This is a genomic window from Elstera sp. (assembly GCF_044372965.1).
Lineage (GTDB): Bacteria > Pseudomonadota > Alphaproteobacteria > Elsterales > Elsteraceae > Elstera.
Map to the genome: position 1 here is coordinate 17309 of NZ_JBILQX010000023.1, position 15391 is coordinate 32699.

15 protein-coding genes are annotated in these 15391 nt (G+C 64.5%); 8 read left to right on the forward strand and 7 right to left on the reverse strand.

What is annotated here, in order from left to right:
• Positions 1-17 precede the first annotated feature (17 nt).
• The 4 genes from ACIQ36_RS05210 (at position 18) to ACIQ36_RS05225 (ending at position 3994) form a co-directional block, all read left to right on the forward strand.
• A complete protein-coding gene (locus ACIQ36_RS05210; protein WP_395826586.1) occupies positions 18-626 on the forward strand; it encodes a DUF1007 family protein in 609 nt (202 codons plus the stop codon).
• Complete coding sequence (locus tag ACIQ36_RS05215) at positions 614-1546, forward strand: nickel/cobalt transporter (RefSeq protein ID WP_395826588.1); 933 nt, start codon at positions 614-616, stop codon at positions 1544-1546. Before ACIQ36_RS05210 ends, ACIQ36_RS05215 begins: the two co-directional genes overlap by 13 nt.
• 473 nt (positions 1547-2019) lie before the next feature.
• A complete protein-coding gene (locus tag ACIQ36_RS05220; protein ID WP_395826613.1) occupies positions 2020-2769 on the forward strand; it encodes a cold-shock protein in 750 nt (249 codons plus the stop codon).
• Between the two features lie 121 nt (positions 2770-2890).
• Positions 2891-3994, forward strand: a complete 1104-nt coding sequence (locus tag ACIQ36_RS05225; RefSeq protein ID WP_395826589.1) for an extracellular solute-binding protein — start codon at positions 2891-2893, stop codon at positions 3992-3994.
• A gap of 26 nt (positions 3995-4020) precedes the next feature.
• Here ACIQ36_RS05225 and ACIQ36_RS05230 read toward each other — a convergent pair whose 3' ends face one another.
• The 7 genes from ACIQ36_RS05230 to ACIQ36_RS05260 all read right to left on the reverse strand — a co-directional run bounded on the left by ACIQ36_RS05230 (position 4021) and on the right by ACIQ36_RS05260 (position 10715).
• The gene (locus ACIQ36_RS05230) at positions 4021-4404 is read right to left on the reverse strand and encodes a hypothetical protein (RefSeq protein WP_395826591.1); all 384 of its coding nucleotides are present in this window, start codon (positions 4402-4404) and stop codon (positions 4021-4023) included.
• Between the two features lie 106 nt (positions 4405-4510).
• Positions 4511-6262 carry an asparagine synthase (glutamine-hydrolyzing) gene (gene asnB, locus ACIQ36_RS05235; protein WP_395826593.1) on the reverse strand — a complete coding sequence of 584 codons (1752 nt, stop codon included), beginning with the start codon at positions 6260-6262 and terminating at the stop codon, positions 4511-4513.
• Between the two features lie 13 nt (positions 6263-6275).
• The gene (locus ACIQ36_RS05240; protein WP_395826595.1) at positions 6276-7298 is read right to left on the reverse strand and encodes a glycosyltransferase; all 1023 of its coding nucleotides are present in this window, start codon (positions 7296-7298) and stop codon (positions 6276-6278) included.
• Positions 7298-8338 carry a glycosyltransferase gene (locus ACIQ36_RS05245; RefSeq protein ID WP_395826597.1) on the reverse strand — a complete coding sequence of 347 codons (1041 nt, stop codon included), beginning with the start codon at positions 8336-8338 and terminating at the stop codon, positions 7298-7300. The genes ACIQ36_RS05240 and ACIQ36_RS05245 overlap by 1 nt, the downstream gene beginning before the upstream one ends.
• On the reverse strand, positions 8338-9276 hold the full coding sequence (locus tag ACIQ36_RS05250) for a glycosyltransferase family 9 protein (RefSeq protein ID WP_395826598.1): 939 nt from the start codon (positions 9274-9276) through the stop codon (positions 8338-8340). Before ACIQ36_RS05250 ends, ACIQ36_RS05245 begins: the two co-directional genes overlap by 1 nt.
• 28 nt (positions 9277-9304) lie before the next feature.
• Positions 9305-10129: a 4-hydroxy-tetrahydrodipicolinate reductase gene (gene dapB, locus ACIQ36_RS05255; protein WP_395826600.1), complete on the reverse strand. Its 825-nt coding sequence runs from the start codon at positions 10127-10129 to the stop codon at positions 9305-9307.
• Positions 10116-10715, reverse strand: a complete 600-nt coding sequence (locus ACIQ36_RS05260) for a molybdenum cofactor guanylyltransferase (RefSeq protein ID WP_395826602.1) — start codon at positions 10713-10715, stop codon at positions 10116-10118. The genes dapB and ACIQ36_RS05260 overlap by 14 nt, the downstream gene beginning before the upstream one ends.
• Positions 10716-10803: 88 nt before the next feature.
• Between ACIQ36_RS05260 and moaA the strand changes: the two genes are divergently transcribed.
• From moaA to ACIQ36_RS05280, 4 genes are all read left to right on the forward strand, one after another.
• A complete protein-coding gene (moaA, locus tag ACIQ36_RS05265; RefSeq protein ID WP_395826604.1) occupies positions 10804-11835 on the forward strand; it encodes a GTP 3',8-cyclase MoaA in 1032 nt (343 codons plus the stop codon).
• A gap of 7 nt (positions 11836-11842) precedes the next feature.
• Positions 11843-12631 carry an NAD kinase gene (locus tag ACIQ36_RS05270; protein ID WP_395826606.1) on the forward strand — a complete coding sequence of 263 codons (789 nt, stop codon included), beginning with the start codon at positions 11843-11845 and terminating at the stop codon, positions 12629-12631.
• Between the two features lie 108 nt (positions 12632-12739).
• Entirely contained in the window at positions 12740-13828 is a 1089-nt protein-coding gene (locus ACIQ36_RS05275; RefSeq protein WP_395826608.1) for an AbrB family transcriptional regulator, read from the forward strand.
• Positions 13829-13842: 14 nt separating this feature from the next.
• Positions 13843-15324: a hypothetical protein gene (locus ACIQ36_RS05280; RefSeq protein ID WP_395826610.1), complete on the forward strand. Its 1482-nt coding sequence runs from the start codon at positions 13843-13845 to the stop codon at positions 15322-15324.
• The last annotated feature ends 67 nt before the right edge of the window (positions 15325-15391 follow it).

Consider the following 15391-nt stretch of genomic DNA (forward strand, 5'->3'; position numbering starts at 1 on the left):
CACTCTATATTAGAGCGATGCGCTTTTTTCTTCTCAGTCTGCTCGGGGTCAGCGCGCTGTTTGGGTCACTGCCCGCCGCGCGCGCCCATCCGCATGTTTGGATGGACCTTGAAATGGGTCTCCATACCAAGGGCGGCACCCTAACGGGGATCGATCTGGTGTGGGCGTGGGACGAAGTTTATTCGGACCATTACCGCACGACCTACGACCGAAACCGCAATGGGCGCTTCGAGCCGCCCGAGGCGAAAGACTTAATCGCCCAGGAAATCACCCTGCCCCAGGCATTTTCGGATTTCGTCTTCGTCTACGATCAGGGTACACGCGTGCCGGTCGGGCGCCTGCAGAATTTGACGGTCGATTTGAAAGACAAGCAGATGGTGTTTCGCTTCTACGTGCCCCTCACCCGCCCGATTGTCCTAAAAGGGGCCGGGGCCGCGCGGAAAGTGACCGTCGGCAGCTACGATCCCGAATATTACATCGAAAGCCTGCTGCCCGAAAATCGCCCTGGCGTCACCTTCGTCGACCCTGCGCCCGCCTGTTCGGTTGTTATTCACGAAGACCGCGCCCATCCAATTTTCCAAGGCCTCGCTTATCCCCAGGTGGCATCGCTGCAATGTCCCGATTGATCCTAAGGCTGCTCGTTCTTCTGGCAATGCTGTGGCCGCTATCGCCCGCGCTCGCGCAAGTTGGGCCGATGCGGGGCGCGCCTGCCGCACCCGCGACGCAGGCCGCACCGGAGGAGAGCAATAGCGTCATGCGGTGGCTGGCCGCCCAGCAGCGCGACGCCGCCTTCAAATTCCGCCGCCTGCTGATCGACCTGCGCGACGGCGGCTCCTGGTTAGCACTGCTCACCGCCGTTGGCCTTGCCTTTCTCTACGGTGTTTTTCATGCCGCCGGGCCGGGACACGGCAAGATGCTGGTGATTTCCTACTTCCTCGGGCGCGACTCCCGCGTGGCCGAAGGGCTGCGCATGGGCGTGCGCATCGCCCTCACCCATGTCGCCTCGGCCCTCGCCATCGTCGCCGCGCTGTTCCTGCTGTTCGAGGGAACCCCCGCGCCGGATTTCGAAAGCACGCGGGAGGTGCGCCTAATCGCCTATGCCGGGATTATCGCCCTCGGCCTTTGGTTTTTGCTCGAAGCGGCGGAGCGCGTGCGCAAGGGCCTCGCCCCCGCCGACTGCGGCCACGACCATGGCCACGGGCATCACCATGGGCATGGGCACGATCATCGCCCGCGCGACGTGTGGCGGGCGCGGCTGACCGGCTGGATGGCCGGGGCGGTGCCCTGCACCGGGGCCATTATCGTCCTGGTTTTCTGCGCCGCGAACGGGCTGTGGTTGACGGGGCTGCTCATGGTCAGCGCGATTGCGCTCGGCATGGCCGTCACGATGACCGGCCTTGGCATCCTTACGCTCGTGGCGCGGGGGTGGGTAAGCCGCTGGGCGCAGCGCAGGCCGCGCGCCGGTTTATGGAGCCTTGTCATGGCCTTAACCGGCCCCGCACTTGTCACACTGGGCGGGATGGTTTTGCTCGCTCTGACGCTGTAGAAACCAGATCCTAGTTTTTTTTAGATTCCAGACGATGCGCCTTGCTGCTGGGCGCAACTTCCCGTAAGCTGAGTTTTGGGATGGCGTATCGTGTGGGAAGTAACGAATAGCGGTCGTGTATACGGGCGGGACAACGTACTTTTCACCGGCGCCGCATTCGGCAGGTTTAAGTTGGATGCGCGCAGGAAGAAAGTAGGAAGCGAGACCGGACGTTCTCCGGGACCTCAGGACCAAATGGCTCTTCTTCAGGAAAGCGCGATTGACCCTCAGTTCGGGGCAAATCGCACTCTCAAGCGTAGCAAACAGTTTTTACTTGGTCGGAGCGACAATCGCGCGTCAGGCACGGGGCGCACGATAAGTCTCAGCTCGCCCGGCCATAAGTTGTTTTTTGTGCCGCCTCAATTGGCGGTTCGTACGGAGTTTGTCGGTTCATGATGCGCAAAGGGTCTTTTTCGTCTGCTCCCCGTCCGCCAATGGCAACGGAACGCTTGAGCGGCGCAGTCACGTGGTTCTCGGCCACTAAAGGTTTTGGCTTTATTAAGCCGACCGATGGGTCAGAAGACGTGTTCGTTCACGTGTCGGTGGTTCAGCGCGCCGGGTTGGAGCAGCTGAAAGAAGGGGCGACGATTTCCTGTGAAGTCGCTCCCGGCAAGAAGGGCCGTCAGGTAACGCGCATGCTGGAAGTCGATGACTCCACGGCCGTTGAAAATCCGCAAGGCGAGCCCCCCCGCGCGCCGCGTCCGCCGCGGGCCGGTGGTTTCGGCGGTGATAGCTATGGTGATCGTGGTGGCGGCTTCGGCGGCGACCGTGGTGGTTTCGGCGGTGGTGATCGCGGCGGCTTCGGCGGCGGTGATCGCGGCGGCTTCGGCGGCGGCGGCTTCGGCGGCGGCGACCGTGGTGGTTTCGGCGGTGGTGATCGCGGCGGCTTCGGCGGCGGCTTCGGTGCCGATCGCGGTGGTCCTCCCGGCGAAAGCGGCGAAGGCACGGTAAAGTGGTTCAACGCCACCAAGGGCTTCGGCTTCATCACGCCGGATTCGGGCGGGAAGGACGTGTTCCTGCACGCTTCGGTTCTGCGTCGCGCCGGTCTCGTCGATGTGCAGCCGGGCCAGCGCGTCCGCTTCTCCTCGATCGAACGCGATAAGGGCCCGGAAGCCCGCACGCTGGAACTGGATGGCGAAGCTCCGCCCCCGGTCCATAACGATCATGGTGATGACTCCTACTAAAAACCGTTTTATCGCAGATCGATGCGCCTCTCTTTAGGGAAGCTAGCGATTTTGTGATGGTTTAAGACCCTGCCGGTGCACCCATCGGCAGGGTTTTTTCATGCTCTGCCGGATGGGTTCCATGTTGCCGCTCTTCTCCCGACGCGCCCTTTTGCTCAGCAGCCTTTTGGCCGGCGCCGCCCTGACGCCCGTGGGCGCGGCCTTCGCGCAAGCCGAGGGGGTTGCCCCGCTGAGCGAGGGACCGGAACTCTATCCCGGTGAAAAAACCCTCGCGGAAACGGCGGCGAAAGAAGGCGTGACGATCAGTGCCAATACCGCCCTCGGCTGGGCCAATTGGGGTGCGGTGGTGCGGGCTTTCGGGCAGCGCTACCCCGATGTGCCACTGGCCTATACCGACCTCGGCTCAACCGCGACCGTGACGCAGCTCGACCGGCTGCGCGAGCGCCCGCCCGCCGATGCCGCCTATTTCTACTCGCTGGTCGCGCTCGATGCCGCCAGCCGGGGCCTGCTCGCGCCGCACCGCCCGGTCAATCTCGACCGGCTACCGGGGGCGGCGAAAGACCCAGACGGGCTGTGGGTCGGCGTTCACACGCTGCCCATCGCCTTCGTCGTGAACCGCAAACTGGTCAAAAACCTGCCGCGCACCTGGGCCGATCTGCGCAAGCCCGAGTTTAAGACCAGCATCACCTACCCCGACCCGCAAACGACGACGGTTGGCCTCACCCTCGCCTTCGCCGCGAATGTCGCGGCAGGCGGCACGCTCGATTCGGTGCGGCCGGGGATCGAGTATTTCACCGCCCTGCATAAGGCGGGAAACGTCCAGCGCATCGACCCCGGCTCGGCGCAAGCGCGTTTTTTGCGCGGGGAAATCCCCGTCTGGATCACCTTTGAGGCCGATGGGCTGCGGCTGAAACATCTCGACGGCATGGACGAAGCCGAAGTGATCCTGCCCGCCGACGGCACCGCCGCCGCCGCCTATACGCTGTCGCTGGTGAAGGGCGCGCGCAATGCTGCGGGCGGCAAACTGTGGATGAATTTCGCCCTCACCGAGACCGCCCAGCGCCTGTTTGCGGAAGGCTTCGTGCGGCCAATCCTGCCAAATTTTTCGTTACCGCCCGACCTCGCCGCCCGCTTCGCCCCCCTGCCGCCGCGCACCGACCTGGTCGATTCGCTCCGCGCGACTTTGCGCAAGGCGGATATTGATCGGGCGTGGCCGAAGATGTGAGGCGGGATCGGCTAAACCTCAGCCGTTCACCCTAATTCTTCGGCAATTTCGTCTACCCAGCTTTTCCGATCAGGCAGCATAAACGCATCTTCGCTTATCAGCTCCTCCGATAAGGAGAAGCTTAGGGAATACGTGTCATTTCCAATACGAATTGAGAATTCGTGACTATAGTATACTGTCGGCTCCTGATCTTCATCCTGATGAAATCGATAAGCATGTTTTTTAGCTTTAAAAGCATCAAGCGCCGCGCCGATCTGGCTCAAAATTGAGGAAACGGACTCGTCCGACGCTTGATGATTAGGCAATTCAAGAACTAAATCACAACCGACAATCGAATATAGCATAAATCTTGATATACCATCTCCGGGAGAGACATCATATCGAGTCAGTGGAAGATTTATTATCGCCATGCTTCCTTTAACTCCGGAGATCGAAATTTACCTCGATACGTAAGAATTATATCTTTTTATTATTAATTTTTCCATAGTAAATTGTACCGGAACGCACGGATCGCCCCTAGCCCAACAACTCCCAAACGCTCCCGTCCATCGGCCTGCGCTCGATCTGCGCGCGATACCAGAGCGCGTAAAACAGCAGCGACCAGAGGGCGAAGCCCGCGTGTTTTTCGGTGGATTGAGCGAGGGCCTCAACCTTGCCGGGACGGGCGATCTCCGCAATACAGGCCTGCCGGGCGAGGAGCGGCCCCAGGCGCGCGCTTTCCGCCGATAGCCACGCGCCGACGGGGACCGTAAAACCTTTCTTGCGCCCGAGGGCATCGGCTTGCGGTAGGCGCTTTTCGAGCAAACGCCGCAGAATCCATTTGCCCTTGCCGTCGCGCACCTTCAGCGAATCGGGCAGGCGGAAGCCGGCAGCGGCGACGCCCGCATCGAGAAACGGCGTGCGGCCTTCCATGCCGTTGGCCATCAGGCAGCGGTCGAGCTTGGTCAGCAGATCGTGCGGCAGCCAGTCGGTGCAATCGACGGCCTGGGCCACCTGCAACCGGCTGCGCCCGTGGGTCGCCGCGTGGATTTCCGCCGTCGCGATCCCGTCGCGCCAGGCCCCGCCCTCCTGCTGCAATACCCCGAGCCGGGCGAAGGTGCCCTTGCCGCGCAACACTTTTCCGCCCAGCCACCAGGGCCGCATGATCGAGCGATACCGGCCATAGCCGCCGAAAATCTCGTCGCCGCCCTCGCCGGTGAGGACGACTTTCACCGAAGCGCGCGCCTTCTGCGCCAGAAGATAGGTGGGCAGGGTGGCGTAATCGGCGGCGGGATCGTCCATCGCCACCGCCACGCGCGGCAGGAGCGCCCAAAAATCCTTCTGGCCGAAGCCAACCTCGGTGAACTCCGCCCCGCAGGCTTTCGCCAAAGCCCGCGCCGCGCCCCGCTCGTCCGCCGCCGCCCCCTCGAAACCGACCGTGAAGCATTGCACCGGGCGGCTATCGACCTCGCGCATATAGCTTAGCACCAGCGCCGAATCGATGCCGCCCGAGAGGAACAGCCCATAGGGCACGTCGGAACGGCAGTGGATCGCAACGCTTTCGGCGAGCGCCGCATCGAGCCGGGCGAGCGCGCTCGCTTCGTCGATGGCTTCGGGGCCGCCCTCCGGCAACGCCGCCCGGCGACTGCGCTCGGCAATGCGGCCATCGGCCACCACCAGCGTTTCGCCGGGGAGCACGCGAAAAATGCCTTCGAACATCGTCTCCGCCCCCGTGGTGAACTGCATTTGCAGCAGCTCGTCCCGCGCGCGCGGGTTGAGGCGCGGGGAAATCCAACCGCTGGCGAACAGCGCTTGCGGTTCGGAGGCAAAAATCAGCCCTTCGGCCACTTCGGCATAATAGAGCGGCTTAATGCCGAACGGATCGCGGGTGAGAATCAAACGGCCATTGGCGGCGGCAATCGCCAGCGCATACATGCCGCGCAGGCTTTCGGCATAAGCGAGCCCCTGGCGGCGGAACAGGTGCAACGGCGGCTCGCAGTCGCTGGTGGTCTGGAAGGTCACTTGGCCCGCGAGATCGGCGCGCAACTCGATGTAATTATAGACCTCGCCATTGCCGATGAGCGTATTACCCGCCCCATCGAAAAACGGCTGGTCGCCGGTTTGCAAATCGATAATCGACAGCCGCCGATGCGCCAGCGCCACCGCGCCTTGCAGATGAATGCCCTCCCCGTCCGGCCCGCGATGGGCCAGCGCGTCGATCATCTGCTGCACGACGGCTTTCGGGGCGGAAGCCCCGCCGCGCCGCATCATTCCGGCAATGCCGCACATGGTCTTTCCTTTGTTAAGCCGAACGGCAAACCTGCTCGAAGAAGGCACGGTAGCGCGCCACCACGGCAGCTTTCGAAAAATTTTGCTGGAGGGCCGCAAACCCAGCCTCGGCCAAGCCCAGCCCCCGGTCGCCCAGCGCCAGGGTTTCCTGCACCGCGTGCGCGAGGGCCGCCGCATCGTCGACCGGCACTAAGCGGCCCGAAACCCCATCCTCGATTAAGGACGCGGGACCGGCGGAGGACGCCGCGATGACGGGGCAGCGCTGGGCCCAACCTTCCAAAACCACATTGCCCAAGGGCTCGTGCCGGGAGGGGACGAGCAGCGCATCGACCGAGGCCAGCAGCGCCGCGCCATCATCGCGCCACCCGAGAAAGCGGACGCGGTCGGCGACACCTAATTGTTTCGCTTGCGCAAGAAGCTTTTCCTGCTGAGGCCCGATGCCCGCAATCAGGAGCGTTGCATCCGGAATATCCGGCAGGGCAGCGAGCGCCACATCGAAGGCTTTATTCGCGTGCAGCCGTCCCAGCATCAGCAGCAACGGCCCGTCGCGGTCGGTCAAGCTGGCGCGCGAAAGGGGCGCCACCGCCTGCGGTTCAACGAAATTCGGCAGATAGGTGACGCGGTCGGCGGGAAACCCCTGCGCCCGCAGCCAGCGGCAGATATCTTCGGTATTCGCGACCAGATACTCGCAGCGGCGGTAATATTTGAGGTCGTAATAGCCGCCCAAGCGCGCGACCAGCCGGGTGCGGGGCGTGGGGTGGGCAAAGCGCGTGGCGCGGTTCATCCAGGTCAGCAGAAGATCGGCGTCTTGCGCGAGACGGGCAAGGCCGCGTCCGGTCGTAAGGTCAAAAAAACCGCCGAAGGGCAGCGTCGAGACGGTCACACCGCTTGCGCCCAGCCGGGCTTCCCGCGCCGCATCGGGGCGAATGACGACGCGCTGCGGCACCCCATCTTCGGCGAAAGCGATCGCGAGACGTTCGAAAAACGCTTCCGCCCCGCCGTGTTTCGCCCCGGCCATCGCTTGCAGCAGGCGCATTACACCGGCTCCAACAGCGATTCCACCATGGCGGCCGCGTGATCCCAGCCCCAATTGCCCTGCAAGGCCAAGGCGGCGCGGTGGTGGCGCGACCAAAGGTCATCGTCGCTTAAGAGGGCCAGGGCGCGGGCGGCCATCGCGTCATCATCGGGGGCAACGAAGCCGGTTTCCCCGTCGCGAACCCGTTCCGGGAGCGATCCGATCGGCCTAACGACAGCAGGAAGGCCAAGCGCTTGCGCCTCGCCAACGGCAAGGCAGAAGGTTTCGCCCACGTCGCCGCTATAGAGCATCAATCGGGCGGATTTCAGAACGGGGATCAGGTCGGCGCGCGGCAGTGGGTCGCGGCAAATAACGCCCTTTTCGGCTAAGCTTTGCGCCTTCGCCAAGACGGCTTCTATTGCCGCCCGATGCCGGTCCGCGCCGCCACGATACGTTCCGAGACCCGAATGAACGAGAAAACGCGCCTGCGGCAGAACCGGATGAATGCGCTCGGCCCAGAGATCGAGCAACCCATCGAGACCCCGCAGCGGGTTGGAGGTAAAAATCGCGACCGGCGCGGGCGGGGTGCGTTCGGTCTTATAGGCGCGAAAAACCTCCGGGATACCGTAGGGGATCACCAGACGCGCCCCCGCCGGGCCCCAGGCCGGGTAGGTGCTGGCATGATAGGCCCCGGAGAAAACAATCGCGGGTTTCACCCGCCACAGCGGCCAAAGGTAACGCGGCTTCAGCAGATAATTGGCGGGATTATGAATCCAGAACATTTGCCGCCGCGCACCGGGAAGCGCGGCGATGAGATGGTGCGAGCGGTTGGCGATATACAGATCGGCCGTCGGCGGCAGACCGTCGCCGAGGGGGTGCCAGTCAACGCCCCGAACCGTTACGGGCGCAGCGCAGCGCGTATAGGCCCGCACCCGATGCCCGCGCGTCGCCAGCGCCGCCACCAGCCCGACGACCGCCGCTTCCGCGCCGCCCAAGGGGCCGGTATCGGGGCTGGTGCCGTCGAAGGGAACGCCATCGTCCGCAAGCACGATTGTGGCCATTAGCGCCCCCGTTCCAGCAAGGCTTCCGCCGCCGCCAGCGCGCGCGCGACCGGCAGATCATCCATCATATGCGCAAGGAAATCGGGCTCCTGCTTGAGCTTATCCCAATGCTGCGGATAGGGGCGGTCGGTGGCGACGAAGGCGGTCGGCCCGTCGCCGGACCAGGGGCCGTAGAGGTCGGGCGGGCTCGGGCCGAACAGCCCCAGGGTCGGCACCCCCGCCGCCGCCGCCAGATGCATCAACCCCGAATCATTGCCGATATAGAGGCGCGCCGCCCGCAACGCCGCGCCGACCCGGCGCAAATCACCCAAGCCAAACCCATCCTCGGCCTCGGGCAAGGCCGCAAACAGGGGCGCGGCGGCCAATCGTTCGGAAGGCGCACCGATAAGCAGAACCCTTGCCCCCTCCAACTTTCCGCCGGGGCCGGTGAGCGCGCGGGCAAGAGTGGCGAAACGCTCCAGCGGCCATTGCTTGCCCTGAAAATTCGCCGTTGGCCCGAGCGCCAGAATTGGGCGCGCGTCGCGGGAAACCCCATCGACCGAATTGGCAATCCACAAGCGCGGCGCTGGAATTGGATTGATTCCGAAACATTGCGCGATTTGCTTAACCCGATGACCCGAAAAAGCCCCATTCCGCCAGCGCTGCACGCGCCCCGCGTTCAGACAATAACCGATCAGCGAGCCGCGCAGGTCGATCACCCGGTCCCAGCGTCGCCCGATCACCTGTCGCCAAAGGGCGAACCAGTGGCCACCGCGCTTTTGTTTCGGCATCGGAATAAATTGCTCGAGCCCCGGCAGGTCGGTAAACAGGCTTTCCGTGACTGGCCCGCCCGCCACTGTGACCCGCGCCCCAGGATGCGCCGCCAGCAGCGCACCGAGCAGCCCCGTCGAGAGCACGGCATCGCCCAGGCGCGTGGCGGTGATGAACAAAATCCGCATGATCCGCGCTGTATAGCGGGGTTGGGGGTTAGGCGTCCAGAATCCCGTCGAGCCCCCGGCGCAGCCCAATGAACTTCCCCACCTTTCGCACCGCCAAAAGCGTGCCCGCCACATAGGGCGCGGCGGAAGCTCCGGCGTCGTGGCGGATCGTCAGCCGCTCGCCGGGCAGGCCAAACTGGGCTTCGCAGGAGAGAGTATAGGAGGGTAGCCGCACCGAATGCACCGGTACGGTGCCAATCTGCGCGCCGCGCGCCTCCTTGGGCCCGAGAATATCGGCGACGGGTTTGGCGGTCGGCGGGTGCTCGCGGGCATTCTCCAGAGCTTCGGCAAGCTCCCGCGCGGTGCCGCTCGGCACGTCCGGCTTTTGCGGCCCGGCGTAATCGATGATCTCGATATCGCCGACATACTGCGCCGCCATGAGGGAGAAGCGCTTCAGCAGCATCGCCGTGACCGAGAAGTTTCCGGCGGCGGCGACGCCCAAACTCCGGGCACGCGCCATCGAATCGATTTCGAAATAATCTTCCGCCGTCAAGCCCGAGGTGCCGATAACGACCGCAACCCCAGCGTCCAACGCTGCCGAAACATGGGCGCGCACCGCTTGGGGCTTGGTGTAATCCACCAAAACATCCGCCCCCGCCGCCAAAGCCTCTTGCGCGCTGATATGGACGGGAACGCCTAAAGGCTTCGGCAGCCCCGCCAAAGTGCCCGCATCCTGCCCCGAGACGCCGCGCGCGACCGCCCCCGTCAGCACCAGGTCGTCGGACGCGGCAATGGCTTGCACCAACTCGCGCCCCACCCAGCCGCTGACCCCGGCGACAACAACGCGGATTTTCTTTTGCTCAGTTTGGGCCATTGGCCACGCTCCCCCGGGTTTCCGCAGCGGCCAGATCGGCCAGCGTATTAATATTGAAAAATAGCGGCGTTATCTCGACCCCAAAGTCAACTACGCGGGCTGAAACAGCGCGCAAAGCCCCGTGTAACGACCAATCGCCTGCCGCGAGCCGGGCTTCGAGCCCCGCCGCCGCCGCGACGCGCCACAGCGCGCAGGCCGACTGCCAGCCTTCCGGTGTCGCCGCCACCGCCGCGCGCCCATCCGCCAATCCCGCTGCGAGCCGGTCGGGCAGGTCCAGCGGCAAAAAGGGGGTATCGACGGGCACGGTCAGAACGGTTTCGATTCCCAACGCCTCAGCATAGCAGAGCGCCGACCAAACCCCTACCAGCGGCCCCTGCCCCGGCGAGGGAAGGTCCGGCACGAGGGTTCCATAGGTGGCAAGGCGCGGGTCGGACGCATTGATCCAGAGCGGCCCCCAGCACCGCGCCGCCACATGGGCGATGAGCGGTCGCCCGGCCAGCAGCCGCAACGGCTTATTCCCGCCCAAGCGCGCGCCCGCGCCGCCCGCCAGAATCACCGTTGCCCCGATCCCCCTGGTCCCGACCACTTTCCCCCTGCCCCCGCAACTTTCTGGCCCGCAACTTTCTGGAGCGATTCCCCATGAAACTTGCCCGGCGGCACCCTATAGTAACAGGATGCTTGACGCCGTTCACCCCGCCGCGCCGTCCCCGGCGCCTCTGATCGACCCGTTTGGGCGGGCGATTTCCTACTTACGCATTTCCGTAACAGATCGCTGCGATTTTCGCTGTGTCTATTGCATGTCGGAAGATATGAGCTTTCTGCCGAAAGCCGATCTGCTAACGTTGGAAGAGTTGGAGCGGCTTGCGGGGGCGTTCATTTCGGTCGGCACACGCAAGATTCGCCTGACCGGGGGTGAACCGCTCGTGCGGCGCAATGTAATGCAGCTTATCGACCGCCTCGGCAGCCGCATCGGTTCGGGGCTAGACGAGCTAACGCTGACGACCAACGGATCGCAGCTTAGCAAATATGCCGAAGGTTTGGCGAAGGCGGGCGTGAAGCGCATCAACGTATCGCTCGATACGCTCGACGCCGATAAATTCACCGCCCTCACCCGCTGGGGCAAGCTTGGCCCGGTGCTGGATGGGCTGCAGGCCGCTAAAGCCGCCGGGCTTGCGGTGAAGATCAATGCGGTTGCGTTGAAGGGCGTGAATGAGGATGAATTCGACCGGATGATCGCCTGGTGCGGCGACGAAGGGTTCGATCTCGTTTTCATCGAGGTTATGCCAATGGGCGAAATCGGCGGCGAGATGCGGCTCGATCAATATCTGCCGCTCGCCCACGTCCGCGCCGATCTCATGGACCGATGGACGCTCACCGAAACCGGCTATCAAACCGGCGGCCCGGCGCGCTATTGGCAAGTGGCGGAAACCGGGCAGCGCTTGGGCTTCATCACGCCGCTCACGCATAATTTCTGCGAAAGCTGCAACCGCGTCCGCCTCACCTGCACCGGTACGCTTTATATGTGCTTGGGCCAAGAGGATGCCGCCGATCTGCGCGCGCCGCTACGGGAAGGGCGGGACGATGCGGCGCTCGTCGAGGTCCTCCGGGGCGCGATTGCGCGCAAACCCAAGGGCCATGATTTCATCATCGACCGGGACCATACGGCCCCCGCCGTGCCCCGGCATATGAGCGTGACGGGCGGTTAATGCTTCCATGAGTGCCAATTTTTCCCATCAAGGCCCCCTGCGGATCGCCTTTGTCGCCTCCGATGCCGACCCGGCTCAGGAAGCCCTCGCGCGGCTTACCGCGCGCTACGGTCAGGCCGACCCCTGGGACGCCGATGTGGTCGTGGCCCTCGGCGGCGACGGCTTGATGCTCGAAACCCTGCACAGCCATTTAGACCGGGGGGTGCCGATCTACGGCATGAACCGGGGTTCCGTCGGGTTTCTGCTGAACGAGCATAATGAAGATCGGTTGCAAGCGCGCATCGCCGCCGCCCAGCGCGTCACCCTGCACCCGTTGCGGATGCGGGCCACCCGGCGCGACGGCAGCACGCGCGACGCGCTCGCCATCAACGAAGTCTCGCTGCTGCGCCAAACCCGGCAAGCGGCGAAACTGCGCATCCTGATCGATGGGGTGGAGCGGCTTGAAGAATTGATCTGCGACGGGCTGTTGATCGCAACCCCCGCCGGTAGCACCGCCTATAATCTTTCCGCCCATGGCCCGATTGTGCCCCTGGGCGCGGGCGTTTTGGCGCTGACCCCCATCAGCCCCTTCCGCCCCCGGCGCTGGCGCGGCGCGCTTTTGCCCCATACGGTTTCGGTCGGCTTCGAGATTTTGGAAGCCGATAAACGCCCGGTCAGCGCCGTGGCCGATTACACCGAAGTGCGCGATGTGGTGAAGGTGGAGGTGCGCGAGGATCGCAGCTTGGGCCTCACCCTGCTGTTCGACCCCGATCACACGCTGGAAGAACGGATTCTGAAGGAACAGTTTTTACCATAGCGGCTGTGCAGCGGCGGAATTGGTCAGACGGGCGGCCCCGTGCCAGAATAGGCCCATGCCCGACAAACCGACAAATCCGGCCTGCACCGGACGCCCCTCTCCCCGCCGATGACCGCACCGCGCCCCCCGCAAACTCGGCGAGAAACCGCAAAACGGATCGGCCTTACCCTTAGCCTAGGGTTCGCGGGCGGCACCCTGTTCTATCTGCTGCATTTTCCTCTCGCGTTTATGATCGGGGCGCTGGTCGTCGTAACGGTTGCGGCGGTTGCGGGCGCGCCCGTGCAATCGGCTCCGCGCCTGCGCGTAGCGATGGTCTCCATCCTCGGGGTGATGCTGGGGAGCGCGTTTAAGCCCGACATGCTGCACCAGATGGGCGCCTGGGCGGTGTCGCTGCTCTGGTTGGGGCCGTTGATCGCCGTGACCGTTTGGGCGGGCAAAGTCGTGATGCAGCGATTTGCCAAGCTTGATCCCGTCACCGCCTATTTCGCTTCGGTGCCCGGCGGGTTGATGGAAATGACGATGATCGGCGGTGCCGAGGGCGGCGACGAGCGGCGCTTGTCGCTGCTGCACGCCCTGCGCATCGTCATCGTCGTTATCCTTCTGCCGTTCTGGTTCCGCTTCACCACGGGCTATGTTAGCCCCACGATCAGCCTGTCTTTCGCCTCCTGGCCCGCGCCCTTCGATTTGTTTTTGCTGGGGATCTGTGCGCTCGGCGGCTATCCCTTCGCCCGGCTCTGCCGGCTTCCTGCGCCACAACTGACCGGCTCCATGCTGCTGTCGGCGGCGATTCATCTGGCGGGGCTCACCCAATCCGGCCCGCCCGCGCTGCTGGTCGCCATCGCGCAAACGATTATCGGGGCCAGCCTCGGCGCGCGTTTTCGCAATACGCCGACGCAGTTTTTCGGGCGGACCTTCGTCATCGCCTTCGGGCTGACCGTGTTGATGTTGGCCATTTCCCTCATCGTGGCCTGGGCGGTTCATGGGCTGACGGGGATTCCGTTTAACTCGGCGGTGCTCGCCTTCGCGCCGGGGGGGCTTGCGGAAATGAGCCTGATTGCCCTCTATCTCGGCGGCGATACCGCCTATGTGGCCGCCCATCATATCGTGCGCATTACGATGGTGGTTCTACTGGTGCCACCGTCCTATAAGCTCTTGAAGCGGGCGTTTCCCCACTGGTTGGAGCCGCCGAAACCCTAGGCCGATTGGACGCTATGCCGATCTCTTCTACGTCGCGCCCACCCCTTTGGCTTTGGGCCGCCTGGGGCGCGGCCCTGATCGTGCTGATCCTGCGCTCCGGGCTTTATCCGGCGGCGCTGACTGGCGACGAGATTTGGTTCACCGAAAGCGCCTATCAATTCCTTCAGACCGGCACGCCCAAGCGGTTGATTCATCCGGACGGCGTCGGCAGCGCAACGGCGGATTTCCTGCCCCCCATCGTCATGTTGCTGCAAACCGCAACGCTCTGGCTCGGCGGGCTGACCGCGCGCGCGGTGGGGATGCCCAGCGTGGTGCTGATGATGCTCGCCTCCCTACTGGTCTATCGGGTGGCGCGACAGGCGGGGGCAAGCCGTGGTGCGGCAGGCTTGGCGGCTCTCACGGTTTTCAGCGCGCAAACCATCCTGCGCGGCGCCCTCTATGTGCGCTATGAGGGGGCCGTTCTCGCGGCATTTTTGGGATTTCTCGCGTTGGTGCCGATTGCGGGACGCGCGGCAGCCATCGCGCGGGGGAGCCTCGTCGGCATCGCCGGGCTCGCCTATTACCCGACCGCGCCTTTCGTGGGGCTTGCGGCCCTGCTGATCGAGACCGGATTGCTGCGGCCTTTCGGTAAAGCACCGGGGTGGCGAGCGATCCCCTGGACCGCGCTGGGGTTCGCCCTGGCGATAGCGCCCTTCCTGATCTACGTCGGGCGCTATCCTGGGGAATTTACGGCTCAGGTGCTGAGCAATGGGGCCGCCCATTACGGCACGGCAGAACTCCTAACCCGCTTTGCCGATCTCAGTTTTTGGCGCGGGCAGAGGGAGACTTTGCCCGAAAGTTTGGCCCTGCTGATTGTGCTGGCGCTCGCTTTTCTGCGCGCCGAAACGCGGGCTTGGGCCTGGGTAATTCTGCTACTGACGCTGCCCGCCCTGATCTACCCGTTCAATCCGCGCCTCTTGGGGCTTTCGGTCGCGCTGGCACTCTGCCTCGCCGCCGTTTGGGCGAGCCGGGAGGGATGGTTACAGCCACTCGCCCGCATCGGCCTCGTCGGGGGAACGCTCGCCGCCACCGCCATGCTCGCCCTGATGGGCAGCGTCGGCCTTCTGCAAGCCGAGGGGCGCGATGGGGCGGCCTTGGGGCCGCTGTTAAAACCTTATCTCATCCACGCGGGACCGATTGCCGCCGATCAGCGCGCGTGGCTGGCCCTGCGCCGCGATTTTCCGGAGCGGGAGTTTCTGCACGCCCTCCCCTCCTGGTCGCCGCCACAGGTAAGCGTGTTCGAGCCCTCGGCGTTGCGTGACCCGAAATTCCGCGTGACCTATGCCCTGGTGCAAACCGATATCGCCGAAGCCACCCTAGCTCGTGCCCCTGCGCTCGCGGCAGGCCGTGCCGACGGAAGCCTCGTGCCGCTCGCCCGCCTCACGCTGCCGATCCGCCCGCTGCCGCTGGCCAAAGCCGTGCCCTTCGATCTCACCCTCTACGGCCCCGCCCCATAAAGAACGCCCACGCTCCGTCAGGACCGTGGGCGTCAAGGGTTTCAAGCACCGGCTTGAAACAGGGAAA